Consider the following 13,431-nt stretch of genomic DNA (forward strand, 5'->3'; position numbering starts at 1 on the left):
CCGATCAATGCGCGGCCCCGTGAATGCGTTCGTAAACCCTTATCGCATAGGTGGCCGGATCGCGCTCGGACCGGGGCATGTCCGGCTCATCGACAACACGCCATTCGCCCGGATCAATGGGCGGAAAATGCACATCCCCGTCCGGCGCGAGATCGACATGGCTGATATAGAGCCGGTCCGCCAGCGGCATGGCCTGCGCGTATATGTCGCCGCCACCAATCACCATGATTTCATTCTGGTCGCTGGCCTCGGCAAGCCGCCGTGCGGCGGCCAGGGCCTCTTGCAGGCTGTGGCGCACCAGAACGCCCTCGGGGCGATAATCATGTTGCCGCGTCACCACGATATGCGGACGCCCAGGCAGTGGCTTGGGAAATGTCTCGAACTGCTTGCGGCCCATGACCATGGGCTTACCCATCGTGGTCTGCTTGAACCAGGCAAAGTCCGACGGAATGCGCCATGGCATGGACTGGCTCGCGCCAATCACATTGTTGCGCGCCACCGCCGCGATCAGGGAAATGAGAACGCTCATAGCTGACCCAGCCGCTGCAGCGCGTCCCCATCCACCCGCACCTTGGTCCACTCGTCCTGCAAGACGCCCCCCTGGCTCTTGTAGAATGCAACCGAGGGCTCATTCCAGTCGAGCACCCACCACTCGAACCGCCCCAGCTCCTCTTTGACGCAGCGTTGCGCGAGGTGAACCAGCAAGGCCTTGCCGATCCCCTTCCCGCGCAGCTCCGGATCGACGTAAAGATCCTCAAGCCAGATGCCGTGCCGGCCCTGAAAGGTCGAATAGGTGTAGAACCAGAGCGCAAAGCCAACCGGCTTGCCCTCCCATTCGGCGATCTCGCAGAACACCTTGGGGGCAGCCCCGAACAGATCGCGCGCAAGATCGGCCTCGCTGGCCTGCACTTCGTGTTCGAGCTTCTCATAGACGGCCAGCGCGCGGATGAAGGCGACGATCTGGCCTGCATCCGCCGGGACGGCGGGGCGAAGAGTGAGCTTGGTCAAATCCTTGATAACACGCCCCGCGAGGCGGGGGCCTCCATTGATTGCAATTGCGGCGTCATCCGCTGACGCGGAGAGGGCCTGGCGATGTCGGCGCTATGGCGCCTCATAGCGTTCCAGGATGAGGATATTGAGCTCTTCACGCGGCCAGTAGTTTTCCTTGACCATTTCGAAGGTCGTGGGCCCGATCTTGGTCACGCCCTCACCGCAGAATGAGACGAGATTGTCGGTACTGCCCTTGTCGATGACGAGCCGGAAATTTTCGATGCCGCCACCGGCCCAATTGCCGCCGGTCGTCAGGATGTAGGAAATCCAGCTTTCGGTGAACGGCGCCCCCCAGGGTTCGTTCGGATCAGGCAGTGTCTTGCGCACCGCCGTGACGAAATTCTCGTCGGTACAATATTTGCGCCGATATTCGGCTGCAGGATCATACCCATCCTCATAGGGTTCAGACAGAAACGACACCCCGGTCGTTCCGCCCACGCTGGGCGTATAGCGGTGCTCAACACTAACCGTTTCGCCTGCCGGGAAGGTCGCCTCCCAGGTATAGGTCGCACGATAGGTCCAGGCCGGCCAGTGGTGGGTTTCCCAACCTTCTCCCGCATCGTATTCATCTGGCATGGCCAGGCCCAGATGCAGGAGCTCGGCAAGCGCCGCTTCATCCAGACCATCGACCGCATCAATCGCCTCCTGGCTGATCGGCACCAGCGGAATATCGAGCTTTGCCAGCAGCTTGGTCCGGTCGACTCCGGCCGCATAGGCATATTCGTGCAGTTCTGCCTCGACCGGCTCGCCCTCGAACCTCGTCTCGAACCCGAACAGATTGTCACTCGCCCCCATCGGATAGGCCACGGGCGAGAAATGATCCGGCACGATGTCGGGCATCGGAAAGGCCACCAGCAAATGGTGGTCCTGGTCGCTGTCATTGCGGAACCGATAGACGACGCGGATCTCTTCGCGCGAGATGAACAGCTCCTCGCTTTCCATGGCGATTTCGCCATGCGCGACAAATTCCAGCCCACCCGTCGTCAGAACCACCGCCGTATCATTGCCAAATGCCGGCAGAGCCATCAGCACCAGAAACGCTGCGGAACATATCCTCATCACGGCCCCTTCTCCTCTACGCCAGCATTCCTAGCATGCCGCGCCCGGCCGGACACGGTCAAATCTCGGGAGCATGGCCTAGATATTTGAACCACTTACGCTCCAGCGCCGCATCGAGGTCGATACCATTGTTGCGGGCAAACAGCAGCAGCATGGCAAGGACGTCCGCCGCCTCATCCTCCAGCGCCGTCCGCACGGCCGCCGCGTCGGCGCCCTTCATCCGCCCGCGCCCGGTCCCGCGCAGATATTCCGCGACGAGCTCGCCCAGCTCTTCCTGCACCTTGAGCAGATACCAGTCATCGTCGCAGGCAATGTCATTGCGCAACGCATAGGTGTCGGACACTTCCGAGACCAGCGCGGTGAGGTCTTCCAGCGACCGGCTCATACCGCGATCGGTGCGGCAATGCGCGGATGCGGATCATAGCCTTCAAAGGCAAAGTCTTCGAAGACAAAGTCTTCCAGCCGTTTGCGTTCGGGGTTCATCACCAGTTTCGGCAAGGGCCGCGGTTCGCGCGAAAGCTGCAAGCGCGCCTGCTCGAAGTGATTGCTGTACAGATGCGCATCCCCCAGCGTGTGCACGAAATCGCCCGCATCAAGGTCGCACACCTGCGCCACCATGTGGGTCAGCAAGGCATAGGACGCGATGTTGAACGGCACGCCCAGAAAGCTGTCGGCCGAGCGCTGATAGAGCTGGCAGCTCAGCCTGCCATTGGCGACGTAGAACTGAAACAGCGCGTGACATGGCGGCAGCGCCATATTGTCGACCTCGGCGGGGTTCCAGGCCGAAACGATGTGCCGGCGGCTATCGGGCTTGCTGCGGATCTGGTCCACCACGGCCTGCAACTGGTCGATCTTGCGTCCATCCGGTGCCGGCCAGCTCCGCCATTGCGAGCCATAGACAGGACCCAGATCGCCATTTTCGTCGGCCCACTCGTCCCAGATGCTGACGCCGCGCTCCTGCAGCCAGCGCACATTGGTTTCACCACGAATGAACCAGAGCAGTTCATAAATGATCGATTTGAGATGCAGCTTCTTGGTCGTGACCAGCGGAAAACCCTTCGAAAGGTCAAACCGCATCTGATAGCCGAACAGGCTGCGTGTACCGGTGCCGGTCCGGTCCGATTTGTCGGTGCCGTTTTCGAGAATGTCGGAAAGAAGCTGAAGATAGGACTGCATAGCTGAATTCTAAGGCGATTCGCCTTCATCGGCCCGTCGGGATTTACGCGTTTTCAACTGACACGCCCTGCGCAACGGTGCTGTTACATCAAAGCCGCAGGAGGCACGAGGTGACATTATGGGCCGACCCAAGACCGATCTCGACCACAATATTCTCGGCTCGCCAATTCCCGGCAAGCTGATCCGCCCGATCCAACCCATGCCCGATTTCGTGCGTATGGCCCTGATCGAACGCGGCCTCATGGCGCTTTATGAGGCCCGCCCGGCCTATCAGCGCAATGATTATCTGATGTGGATCAACAACGCCAAGCGCGAGGAAACCCGCCGCAAGCGCCTGGGCCAGATGCTCGAAGAACTGAAGACAGGCGGCATCTATATGAAGATGAAGTGGAACGGCTAGGTCAGCCCAGCGCGCTGCGTAGCACCGTCTCGTCGGACTCCCAGACATGGGTCTTGTCGATATGCGCCAGGGACCAGGCAAAAATAGTCTGCATCTCCCGCAGATCGCGCTTTGCGACGGCCTCTTCGAGCAGTTCGTTCATGCGCATCTTGGCCGGCAGGTGCCCTGGCGGCCCCAGCCGCTCGAACTCGACGCCAAACCCTTCTTCCACCCAGCCACCGACCATCCCGGCAAATTCTTCGGACACGAGGAAAGCACCCAGTTCCAGAATGAGCAGCGTGACCGTGTCATTGTCGAACCTCTCCGACCGGATCACCACGCCGCTCTGCTTGGGGTGCCACTCCGGGCCTAGCTCTTCGAGAAAGAACCAGCCACAGAAGAACCCCCGGCAGACATCGGGCCGCTGGTCATAGACGGTACACCCCTGCCCCTCGGCACAATGCAAGCACATCGTATTGGCCGGCTTCTGCAAGGTTTCGCTGTGAATCGGAGGGAAGGAACAGCAGGCCGTGCAGCCATTGCAATCCCTGCCGCTCAACGGCTCCATCGACATCGGTTGAAACTCCCTTGCCGGACCAGCATGACCGCGCACCACACGGTTTGTCCAGCGCCGTAAAGCGAACCAAAATGAAAGCAGATGAAAGACTTGATCTTTCGCTTTCCCGCTCTACTCTGCCCCGCAAGAGGAGACCGGCATGCGACAGCTTCTGGTGATTTTTCTGCTTGCGGTGACAGGAGGCATGACCTTGGCCCAGGACAATCGGATCGACCAGCGGCTGCCAGATGCGCCCGAACTGGCACAACCCGGACCGCATACCGTCGGGGTCAGAACGGTCGACCTGCTCTACGCCGACCGGCCCGATGTGCTTACCGGTCCCCAGGCCCGATATGATCGTCCCCTTCGCCTCGAGATCTGGTATCCCGCCGAACCGGAGACAGCCAACACCGGCGGCCCCTATCCCAATGTACAGATGGCCAACAGCACCGCGACGGTCACGCTGCATGGTCAGGCCGTGCGCGATGCCGCGCCCGATCAGGCTGGAGGCCCATTTCCACTGGTCATCATCTCACATGGCTATCCAGGCAATCGCTACTTGCTCAGCCCGTTTGGCGAGCACCTCGCAAGCCAGGGCTACGTTGTCGCCAGCATCGACCATTTCGAAAGTACCTATGAGAACAAGCTGGGCTTTGCCAGCACTTTGGCGAACCGCTCGCCCGACCAGCTCTTCGTCCTCGACCGGATCGCGGCGATGTCGGGAGAAGGAGATGGCTTTCTGTCCGGACTGGTAGACGCCGAAAACAGCGCGATCATCGGCTATTCCATGGGCGGCTACGGCGCTGTCACGAGCGCCGGTGCGGGACTGTCCCAAGCCGCCATGGACTCGGGCATGGCGCCTCCCACCGCGCTCGATGCCCTCGCGGCCAATTCGGACGCCTATCGGACCGCGCGCGATCCACGCCTGAAGGCGGCCGTCACCATCGCGCCCTGGGGCGCGCAACTTGGCCTTTGGGACGAGGCCGGACTGGCCGGCATCGAAATGCCCCTCTTCGTGATCGGCGGCACCCAAGACGAAATTTCCGACTATGCCGGTGGCATTCGCCGCATCTTCGAGGGTGCCGTCAACGCCGAGCGCTACATGCTCAGCTTCCAGGGCGCTGGACACAACGCGGCGGCCCCCATGCCGCCGCCGGCCGAAGCCCTGCAACAGGGCGGCCCGGGCAGTCCCTATGAGCACTACGCCGATTTCGTCTGGTCCAATGTGCGGATGAACAATATCACGCAGCACTTCCTGACGGCTTTTCTCGGCCTGACCCTCAAGGCAGACGACAGCATGGCAGGCTATCTCGACCTGGCCTCATCGCCCTGGACCGAGCCGGCCGGAGACCGGACCTGGCCCGGCTTTGCTCCGCGCACCACCAGGGGCCTGGTCGTCGAGCACCTGCCGCCCGGACGCTGAGCCTCAGCACCAGCCCCGTCGATAGCCCTGCCATTCATGAGCCAGCCCCTCGGCCACCAATTGCCCACCGAGAGACTGACCATCGCGCATGGCGACCCGCAGCTTGCGGCCATACTGGTCCTCATCGCGTCCGTCCCGCACCAGAGCAAATGGCCCGGCATTGAGCATTTCCCTCAGGCGTTCAGTCGCGCGCCGGCCAAGGACGGCCTCCTGCGAACACTGTGGCGAGCTGACTTCGGGTGTGTTGATGTCGGCAATGCGGATCTTGGTGCCATCAAGCCAAAACGTATCTCCGTCCACGACGCAGGTAACACGTACCGAACCCGAACAGAGGCCGAATTGCCCCGAATAGAGCTGGCCCGCCGCTGGCACAGCACGCTCTTGCGTGCCAAGCAACCAGTCGCTCAGACCGCTCCCATCGAGCATGGTGGTCACACCGCCCCCCACACCCAGGGCAACAAGCATCAGTGGCAGCAGCGGCAATGTGTCCAACACACCACTGCGCCGCCTGCCCCCGCTGCTGCGTCGGCCAAAGCCTTGTTTCGACGTGTTCATGCCAGCCCTCTTGAGGACCGCGAGCATGATCACGAGATGTTAATCAGTGCTGAACCGAGCCATCCGGATTTGCATCCGCTTGGCGCCTCACCTATATAGGGTGTGCCCGCAAGGGCTATGGCGATAAACTGTCATTGTAATAAACCCATCGGACCCGGGGGCAGTACCCGGCGTCTCCACCATCTCCCCTCCTTTCGGGGAGGAGCCAATGGGGACGAAACAGGATCGACGAGGGCGTAAAGAGTGTGCTTTCGCTCGGCATTGTACCGCCGTTATCGGGCTAAAACTTATAGTTGCCAATGACAACCATAAGGCTCCGGTCGCTCTCGCCGCGTAAGCGGTGCTAGCACTGGGAATTTAAGTCCTCCGCCCCTAGCCGGGCGTCAGGCGGGGTTCGCAGGCACCTGGCAACAGAAGCCTGCACTCATTTCCATTTGCTTGCAGTTCCTGCCGCCTTTGTTCTTGAATTTCATGGGAACGTAGGGCTGATATGGGCCGTTCGGGAATCGATCCGAACTTACGAGGAGATTAGGGCACTATGGCCGAAGACCACATGCGATACGACATTCTCGCCCAGGAAGCCCTGCGCGGCGTCGTGCGCAAGGTTCTGGCCGAAGTGTCGCGGACCGGCCTGCCCGGCGAGCATCATTTCTTCATTTCCTTTGCCACGCGCGCGCCCGGCACCCGCATCAGCGAGGAATTGCTCAAGCAGTACGACAAAGAAATGACCATCGTGCTGCAGAACCAGTATTGGGACCTCAAGGTCACCGAAAGTGCATTCGAGGTCGGCCTGAGCTTCAATGGCCAACCCGAAATGCTGCACATTCCCTTTGCGGCCATCAAAAGCTTCTTTGATCCCTCGGTCCAGTTCGCCCTGCAATTCGACCCGGCCACCGCTCCCGATGAGCGCGAGGCTGATGAAGCCAACGCCGACGCAGCAACCGAAGCGGCATCGGGCGAGACTGCATCCGAAGAAAGCAGCGGCGAAAAAGTGGTCAGCCTCGACGCCTTCCGCAAAAAGCCCTGACAACCGGACAAGGCATGGAAAAGCGCTCCTTCTCCATTGCCGGCCATCGCACCTCCATTGCGCTCGAGCCCGAATTCTGGCGCGGTCTCGAAGACATGGCGTCAGCCCGCCAGTTGAGCCTTGCCGGCCTTGTGCGCGACATCGACGAAAACCGGCAAACCACGAACCTGTCTTCGGCCGTGCGGCTTGCGGTTCTGGCCTGGTATCGGGACCGGCCCGCTACTGCCCCGGAATAAGCTGGATGGGCTGGTTGACGCCATCGCCGATGGGCTGGTTCACCCCGGGCTGAAAACCGAGATTGAGCGGCCCGTTGATCGGCTCTTCTTCCCCGGCCTCCGGTACGATCTCCTCAGACCCTTGTTCTTGCAGCAACTGCTCTTCCTCAAGCCGTTGCGCTTCTTCCTCGGCGGCCTGCCGCGCGGCCTCCTCGGCAGCGCGCCGACGCTGTTCCTCGATCAGCCTGTTGCGCTCCTGGGCCGCCGCGCGTTGCCGGGCTTCATCTTCAAGCCGCAAGGTCTCGAGCCGCTCGACCTCCAATTCATTGGCCCGCACCTGGATGGCCGCGACCATCTCGCTGAGATCGACGCGCACCACCGGCGCAAGCAGCGTCCCGGTCACCTGCGCGATGATCCGGGCCGTGTCGGGCTCCACCAGTCCATCAGGATCGACATAGTCACGCGGGGTCAGCACATAGTTGCCATCCAGCCCCAGCGTATCGAGTACCAGGTTCAGGCTGCCCGCAAGCCGTCCGCCCGCCCCTTCGATGATGAGGTTGGCCACACGCACCGTGCCGCCGGCAATGGTGAATGCGCCCCGCGCGTCATCGGCCGTAAAATCCCCTTGTGAAAGGGCGATGCCGATCAGGGTCTCAAGCGTATCGGCTTCCATGTCCAGCACATTTTCCAGGCCCGCAATGGCCGGAAAGACCGACGGTGCCAGCCCCTGTGCGACGAAATCGGAGAACGCGAAATTGCCTTCCCCGGTCAGGCTGCGCACAGTCTCGCCCAGGCTCTCACCCGTCCCTTCAAATTGCAGCCCGGCAAACAGATTGCCCGACAGGCCCCACCCGATTGCTTCAGGGACAATGCCGTCCAGCGCCGCGCCATCCAGTGTAACCTGTCCGGACACCGTACGCGCCGAGAGCGACCCGGCGCAGCATTGCTCGATGGACAGCCTTAGCGTACCACCGCCGATCGCGCCGACCAGCCGGCTGATCGACACGGATTCCGGGCTCCATACAAAATTGAAGCTGGTTTCCCCCAGCATGTCCAATCCGCCATGGGTCAGCGATCCGGTGGAAACCGCGATCTCGCCGCGCGCCGGGCGTGGCGCGGCATTGGCCGCCAGCGGACCTTCGGGCCAGATTGCCGCCCTATTGCCGATCAGCGCATCGCGCCCGAACAGGGCTGCGGCAAGCCCGCCAAGCTCCAGGGAATCGGTGTTTATCTGCCCGCTATAGCTCGGCAACTGCCCCAGACGCTGCATCTCCAGATAACCGCCAAACCCGGCATCCCCGCTCGCCCCCGCAATATTATCCAGCGTCAGCCGCCGAACGCCTTCAAAGGATAATGCTGCGCTGGCCTCGACCTCAGGCAGGCTGGCGCCCCGTGCGCCAACAAGACTGGCCAAGCCGCTTGCATCATCGAGCAGCACGTCGAGCGTACCATCGCCGCTGATTTCGCCATTCTGCACCACCCGCAAAGCGCCGAAATAGCTCACTGTCTGACCGCCCTGGCTCAACGCCATGCGCCCGTCAAATCCGTCTGGCCCGCTACCCTCGAAGAACAGGCTCGCGACCAGCACATCGTCTCCGGCAAACAGCGGAATGTCGGCCAGCCCGAGACGGGCAAGCGTTGCCTCGCCATTCTCGGCCTCCAACGAGGCCACCAGTCGCAGCTCGCCCGTGGACAGACCCGAAAGGCCGTCGCTCATCTCGGCACGCAGGTCGATAGCCGCCGCCGCCAGATCGCCGCTCAGAGTCAACACCTGGCCCGCGCCCTCGACGCCCTGCTCCGCCTCGGCAATCAGAAACTGCAGATCCGCCGGCCATGTACCGGCGAGGCCCTCCTGCCAGCCAAACGGCACACCGGCCATTTCATAAAGCGCCATCAGTCCCGGCGCATCGCCGGCTGTCACCCCCACTTGCCCCGAACCGGTCACGTGGGGTTCGCCCAGACTTCCCGAAACGCGCAGCGCCGCGCTCAGCATCAGCCCACCCCAATCCGATGCCGAAAGGCGCGAGAACCGGACCGCCTCGGGCGACCATTGCGCTTCAGCTACAAGATCGGTGGCCATCAGCCCCATCACGTCAGCCTGCTCGGCCGTGATGGAAAAGCTGCCAGCTGGGAAGCTGATTGTGAAATTCGCGTCATTGACCGCATCGGGAAACAGCGCCAGCAAGGCTGCAGTTTCGCGATCATCCAGGCTCGCCAGTTTCAGCACCGTATCGAGCCTTGGCTCTGCGCCAAATCCAATGCGAAGCTCCAACTCATGGCTTTTGCCATCCACATTCAGCCGCCCGTGGCTCAGCCCGAAGGCATCGCCCGCCAGCATCAGCCGCCCCTCAAGGCTGCCTGGCGTGTTGAACAGCGGGCTATCCTCGCTTGGCCGCTTCCACAATTGCGACAGCGCCTCCAGCCGGGCAGCCACAATGCTCACATCGCCCTGCAGGCCAACCACGCCATTGTCATTGGAGACCACGCCGGAAAACCGCATCTCGGTTTCCCCCGGCAAGCGGCCGACCGCCTGTTCGATGGTCCAGTCGGTACCATCGCTGATGGCGTCGACGCGCAATTCGCGCAGGGCAAAGCCGCGCAGGCCCACTTCCGCCAGATCCACCCCCAGCCGCCCCGGCATGGGTGGAATGGGCGGTGCGGGCAGTTCGGTCAACATGCGCACAAATTCATAGGGCAGTTCGCTGGCCACCTCGGTGGCGTCCCGCGGCGGCAATGAGAACACCCCGCCCGACACCACGGCGTCGAAACTGCGTCTCAGGCCCAACTGCACGCTCGCAGCGCCGGTCAGGCGCATACCGGCCCGATTTTCATCGGGTTGCAATGTATAGCCCGAGAGCACCACGCGATCCGTCGATACGGTAATCGCGCTTTCCAGCACCAGATCGCCGCGAATCTCATCGGCGCGCTCTGCTTCTGGTGGGGCCTGCCGATAGGCCAGGCTCCCCTCAAAGCGTGGTGCCGCACTGGCCGCCAATACGCCCTCCAGGGTCACGGAGAAGGCCCCCAACGCCTCGCGCACAAAGCTCGACACACGCGCATTGCCCTGGTCGTCGGCAGCACCGGAATTGAACCTGACTTCATAGCGCGTGTCGTCATAGTCGGCCCGCCCCTGGAATTGAAACGGTCCGACAAAGCTCGAAAGCCGCAGGTCTCCATCGATACGTTGCGCAACAAATGTCTCGGCCGATCGCAGGTCCTCCAGCCGGATGCTGCCATTGGAAATTCGCGCATGTTCGAGCGCGACACCATTGCCTGCCCCGCTCAGGTCCACGCCACTGCCGAACAGCCCGTTCTCATCCACCGTCAGATCCACGACCGGGCTTTCGAGAGTGAGTGCGGTGACATTGTAGATATCGCGCAGAAAATCCATCAGCACGAACTCGGCCTCGACCGCGCCAACCGTTGCGGCGGGTGCTTCGGCATCGCCAACGATCACATCGGAGAACGCCAGGCGCGGGCTGGGCAGCAGCGAAAACGAAATGTCGCCCCGAATCGAAACCTCGGCGCCCAACACGCTGGTCGCCAGCACTTCCATGCGGTCACGATAATCGCCCCATTGGATGAAGCGCGGCGCGAGAAAGGCGCCGGCCAGCACCACAATTGCAAAGAGGCCGACCACGATATAGATGCGATTAAGCACTGTGCCTGTTCTGCCCCGGCTGAAACTGGCGTGAGTGTAGGCACTTGCCGCGCACAAGCAAGCCGCCTGAACCCTTTTTGAGCATACGAAAACGGCCGGGCAAACGCCCGGCCGCCGTCAAGGTCAAGGGGAGGAGACCTTAAAGGGTACCGATGGACCAGAACATGGTCTCGCCGGAGCTGTCGTCCACGCCATCATTGTCAGTGACAACAAAGCCGGTTCCGCTGGCGTCGATGGCAAAGCCTTCGACCTTGTCCAGCACATAGCCGCCAGTAGAGGTCAGGTCGGGGAGCAGGTCGCGCACCAGCGTCTTGGTCACGGTCGGCAGTTCGCCGCCCAGCGCACCCGGCACCAGTTCGGCAACCGGCACGCTGTAGAGCGCCTTGAGCTGGGCCTTGTCGCCGATCTGGTTATCGCGTTCCACGATATAGACCAGGTCGCCATGGGCGGTGATTTCCGAAAGGCCAACCCAGGCCCCTTCGGCAGGAGCTTCGAGCGGATAGTTTACCGCACCCCATTCGCCGCTGGCGATATTGTAGGACACCAGTTTGACAGTGCCCTTGGCATCGTTTTTCCACTCGCGCTGGATGGCGATCCACAGCGTGGCATCGTCGCCTTCACCAATCATGGTGACGCCTTCCGACCCAAAGCGGATTTCTTCGGCCAGAAGTTCAGCCGGGAACGGCACTTCCTCGGCAATCTCGCCATCGGCATTGACGCGATACAGAGCATGCGGGATGAGGCGGTCGGTGCGGCCTTCCGAAGCCAGCCAGAAGCCACCTTCGCCATCAAGGGCAATGCCTTCAATGTCGATCTTCTGTGCCGGATGGCCATTGCGGGTCACCACGGTCTTGGCCGTGATGCGGGCCGGCTGCGCAGTGGCATCGATCGTGTAGATCGAGGGCTGCGCACCCAGGAAGCTGTCGGAAACGCCATAGAGCATGCCCGGCATTTCGGCATCGGCGACGAGACCCGACAGGGCAACCCAGCCCAGCGGGCGGCCTTCGGCATCGAGATCCGAGATGATGTGCGGATAGCTGGGGGCATCGGCTTCGGCCAGCTCGAAGATCGAGACATGGCTGCGCGCCAGGCCATCGGCACCCAGATCGGTCTCATTGGCGGTGATCAGCAAATTGCGCTCCGGGATCGCCACCGCGCCTTCCGGGCCAATGCCCGAAGGAATGGCCTGGACGAATTCGGGCTCGGCGCCAGTGTCCTTGTAGATGGCAACCAGCGAAGCGCGTTCCAAGCCGATCAGCAGATAGGTGTCGTCGCCGAACTTGGCCACGTCCACACCTTCGGGCTCAACGCCCTTGGCATCGGAACGCTTGTCCGGATAGTGACCGTACTGGGCCGCCAGGTGGTCGAGCGATGCGCCGCTGTCGAACAGGACGTCGCCGGCCTTGTTGAAGATCGAGAAGCTGCGCGAACCGCCATTGTAGTCGCCTTCATTGGCCACCACGAAGCGCTCGTCATCGATCCACTTGACCGCATCGGGTTCACGCAGGCGCTCGGCCTGCGAGCCGGTGAAGTCGAGCGAACCATTGTCCTCGGTGTCGATGTTTTCGAGATCGACCGAACCGGCGGAGAAATCCGCGGACACTTCACCCGAATTGCCATCAACGATCACGAAGTGATTGTTTTCCTGCAGCGAAACCACAACCTCGTTGAGGCTGTTGATCGACACATATTCCGGTTCCGGATCGTCACCGGCCACGTCGGCCAGGCCAGTCAGGTCGACGATCCTGAGGGTGCCGCAATCCACGGCGCCGTCGACAACGTTCACCAGCGCCAGCGCACCGGCCGGCATCTGCGGGATTTCGCCGTCATTGAGGTCTTCGTCGCGTTCGTTCTCGATGGCCACGGCAATCAGCGAGCTATCGGCATTGCGCGCCACCGAGTCCGGCTGGCCGCCCAGGTCGCAAGAGGCCTCAACGCTCTGGGTGTCGAGATCGATGGTCGCCAGATTGCCCGAAGGCTCGACATAGCTCTCCGAGGTATTGACGCCGACAAAGATCTTGTCGCCATCGACCACCACGGTGGTCGGTTCGCCGTCCAGCGCCAGGAAGCCGGCAGCCTTGGGCATGGACGGATCGGTAATATCGATAAAGCCGACGCCACCAGCCGGGCTGTCCGAATAGATCAGCGTCATGCCGTCTTCGGACACGGTGATGATTTCGGACGAGGTTTCTTCGGCATCGGGCGTGTTCAGCGCGACAGGAAAGCTGGCAATACGGTTGAAATATTCGGCGGCCTGCACGCCGGCCGTGGAAAGGAGCAGAGCTGCGCTCAGGGCAGCGAGACGCTTTTGAGCAATCATGATGTGGGTC

At 62.0% G+C, this 13,431-nt stretch carries 13 protein-coding genes and 1 other RNA gene; 5 read left to right on the top strand and 9 right to left on the bottom strand.

Annotation, left to right across the window (positions count from 1 at the left end):
• Window positions 1-4: 4 nt before the first annotated feature.
• The 5 genes from DDE76_RS16500 to DDE76_RS16520 form a co-directional block, all read right to left on the bottom strand.
• The gene (locus DDE76_RS16500) at window positions 5-529 is read right to left on the bottom strand and encodes a dihydrofolate reductase (RefSeq protein WP_104893873.1); all 525 of its coding nucleotides are present in this window, start codon (window positions 527-529) and stop codon (window positions 5-7) included.
• Window positions 526-1,008, bottom strand: a complete 483-nt coding sequence (locus DDE76_RS16505) for a GNAT family N-acetyltransferase (protein WP_104893872.1) — start codon at window positions 1,006-1,008, stop codon at window positions 526-528. The genes DDE76_RS16500 and DDE76_RS16505 overlap by 4 nt, the downstream gene beginning before the upstream one ends.
• A gap of 93 nt (window positions 1,009-1,101) precedes the next feature.
• Window positions 1,102-2,109: a DUF4424 domain-containing protein gene (locus DDE76_RS16510; RefSeq protein ID WP_104893871.1), complete on the bottom strand. Its 1,008-nt coding sequence runs from the start codon at window positions 2,107-2,109 to the stop codon at window positions 1,102-1,104.
• Between the two features lie 58 nt (window positions 2,110-2,167).
• Window positions 2,168-2,494, bottom strand: a complete 327-nt coding sequence (locus tag DDE76_RS16515; protein ID WP_104893870.1) for a nucleoside triphosphate pyrophosphohydrolase family protein — start codon at window positions 2,492-2,494, stop codon at window positions 2,168-2,170.
• Window positions 2,491-3,285 carry a thymidylate synthase gene (locus tag DDE76_RS16520; protein WP_104893869.1) on the bottom strand — a complete coding sequence of 265 codons (795 nt, stop codon included), beginning with the start codon at window positions 3,283-3,285 and terminating at the stop codon, window positions 2,491-2,493. The genes DDE76_RS16515 and DDE76_RS16520 overlap by 4 nt, the downstream gene beginning before the upstream one ends.
• 118 nt (window positions 3,286-3,403) lie before the next feature.
• Here DDE76_RS16520 and DDE76_RS16525 point away from each other — a divergent pair, with 118 nt between their 5' ends.
• On the top strand, window positions 3,404-3,685 hold the full coding sequence (locus DDE76_RS16525; protein ID WP_245892020.1) for a YdeI/OmpD-associated family protein: 282 nt from the start codon (window positions 3,404-3,406) through the stop codon (window positions 3,683-3,685).
• A gap of 1 nt (window position 3,686) precedes the next feature.
• Here the strand turns inward: DDE76_RS16525 and DDE76_RS16530 are convergent, their stop codons facing one another.
• Window positions 3,687-4,136, bottom strand: a complete 450-nt coding sequence (locus DDE76_RS16530; protein WP_104893868.1) for a hypothetical protein — start codon at window positions 4,134-4,136, stop codon at window positions 3,687-3,689.
• Between the two features lie 244 nt (window positions 4,137-4,380).
• On the opposite strand from DDE76_RS16530, the gene DDE76_RS16535 reads away from it, so the two are divergent.
• Complete coding sequence (locus tag DDE76_RS16535) at window positions 4,381-5,643, top strand: alpha/beta hydrolase family protein (protein ID WP_104893867.1); 1,263 nt, start codon at window positions 4,381-4,383, stop codon at window positions 5,641-5,643.
• Window positions 5,644-5,646: 3 nt separating this feature from the next.
• Here DDE76_RS16535 and DDE76_RS16540 read toward each other — a convergent pair whose 3' ends face one another.
• Entirely contained in the window at window positions 5,647-6,198 is a 552-nt protein-coding gene (locus DDE76_RS16540) for a thermonuclease family protein (protein ID WP_245892022.1), read from the bottom strand.
• Between the two features lie 65 nt (window positions 6,199-6,263).
• Between DDE76_RS16540 and ssrA the strand changes: the two genes are divergently transcribed.
• From ssrA to DDE76_RS16555, 3 genes are all read left to right on the top strand, one after another.
• Window positions 6,264-6,623: a transfer-messenger RNA gene (gene ssrA / locus DDE76_RS16545) on the top strand.
• A gap of 113 nt (window positions 6,624-6,736) precedes the next feature.
• Window positions 6,737-7,225 (top strand): SspB family protein, encoded by a 489-nt coding sequence (locus DDE76_RS16550; RefSeq protein WP_104893866.1) that lies wholly within the window; start codon window positions 6,737-6,739, stop codon window positions 7,223-7,225.
• Window positions 7,226-7,239: 14 nt separating this feature from the next.
• Window positions 7,240-7,461, top strand: coding sequence for a ribbon-helix-helix domain-containing protein (locus DDE76_RS16555; RefSeq protein WP_104893865.1), 222 nt, complete (start codon window positions 7,240-7,242; stop codon window positions 7,459-7,461).
• Here the strand turns inward: DDE76_RS16555 and DDE76_RS16560 are convergent.
• Window positions 7,445-11,101 carry an AsmA family protein gene (locus DDE76_RS16560; RefSeq protein WP_104893864.1) on the bottom strand — a complete coding sequence of 1,219 codons (3,657 nt, stop codon included), beginning with the start codon at window positions 11,099-11,101 and terminating at the stop codon, window positions 7,445-7,447. The genes DDE76_RS16555 and DDE76_RS16560 overlap by 17 nt on opposite strands.
• A 139-nt stretch (window positions 11,102-11,240) precedes the next feature.
• Window positions 11,241-13,421 (bottom strand): esterase-like activity of phytase family protein, encoded by a 2,181-nt coding sequence (locus DDE76_RS16565; RefSeq protein WP_104893863.1) that lies wholly within the window; start codon window positions 13,419-13,421, stop codon window positions 11,241-11,243.
• Between the last annotated feature and the right edge of the window lie 10 nt (window positions 13,422-13,431).

The sequence above is a fragment of the Devosia indica genome (genome assembly GCF_003056405.1).
Taxonomy (GTDB): Bacteria; Pseudomonadota; Alphaproteobacteria; order Rhizobiales; family Devosiaceae; genus Devosia; species Devosia indica.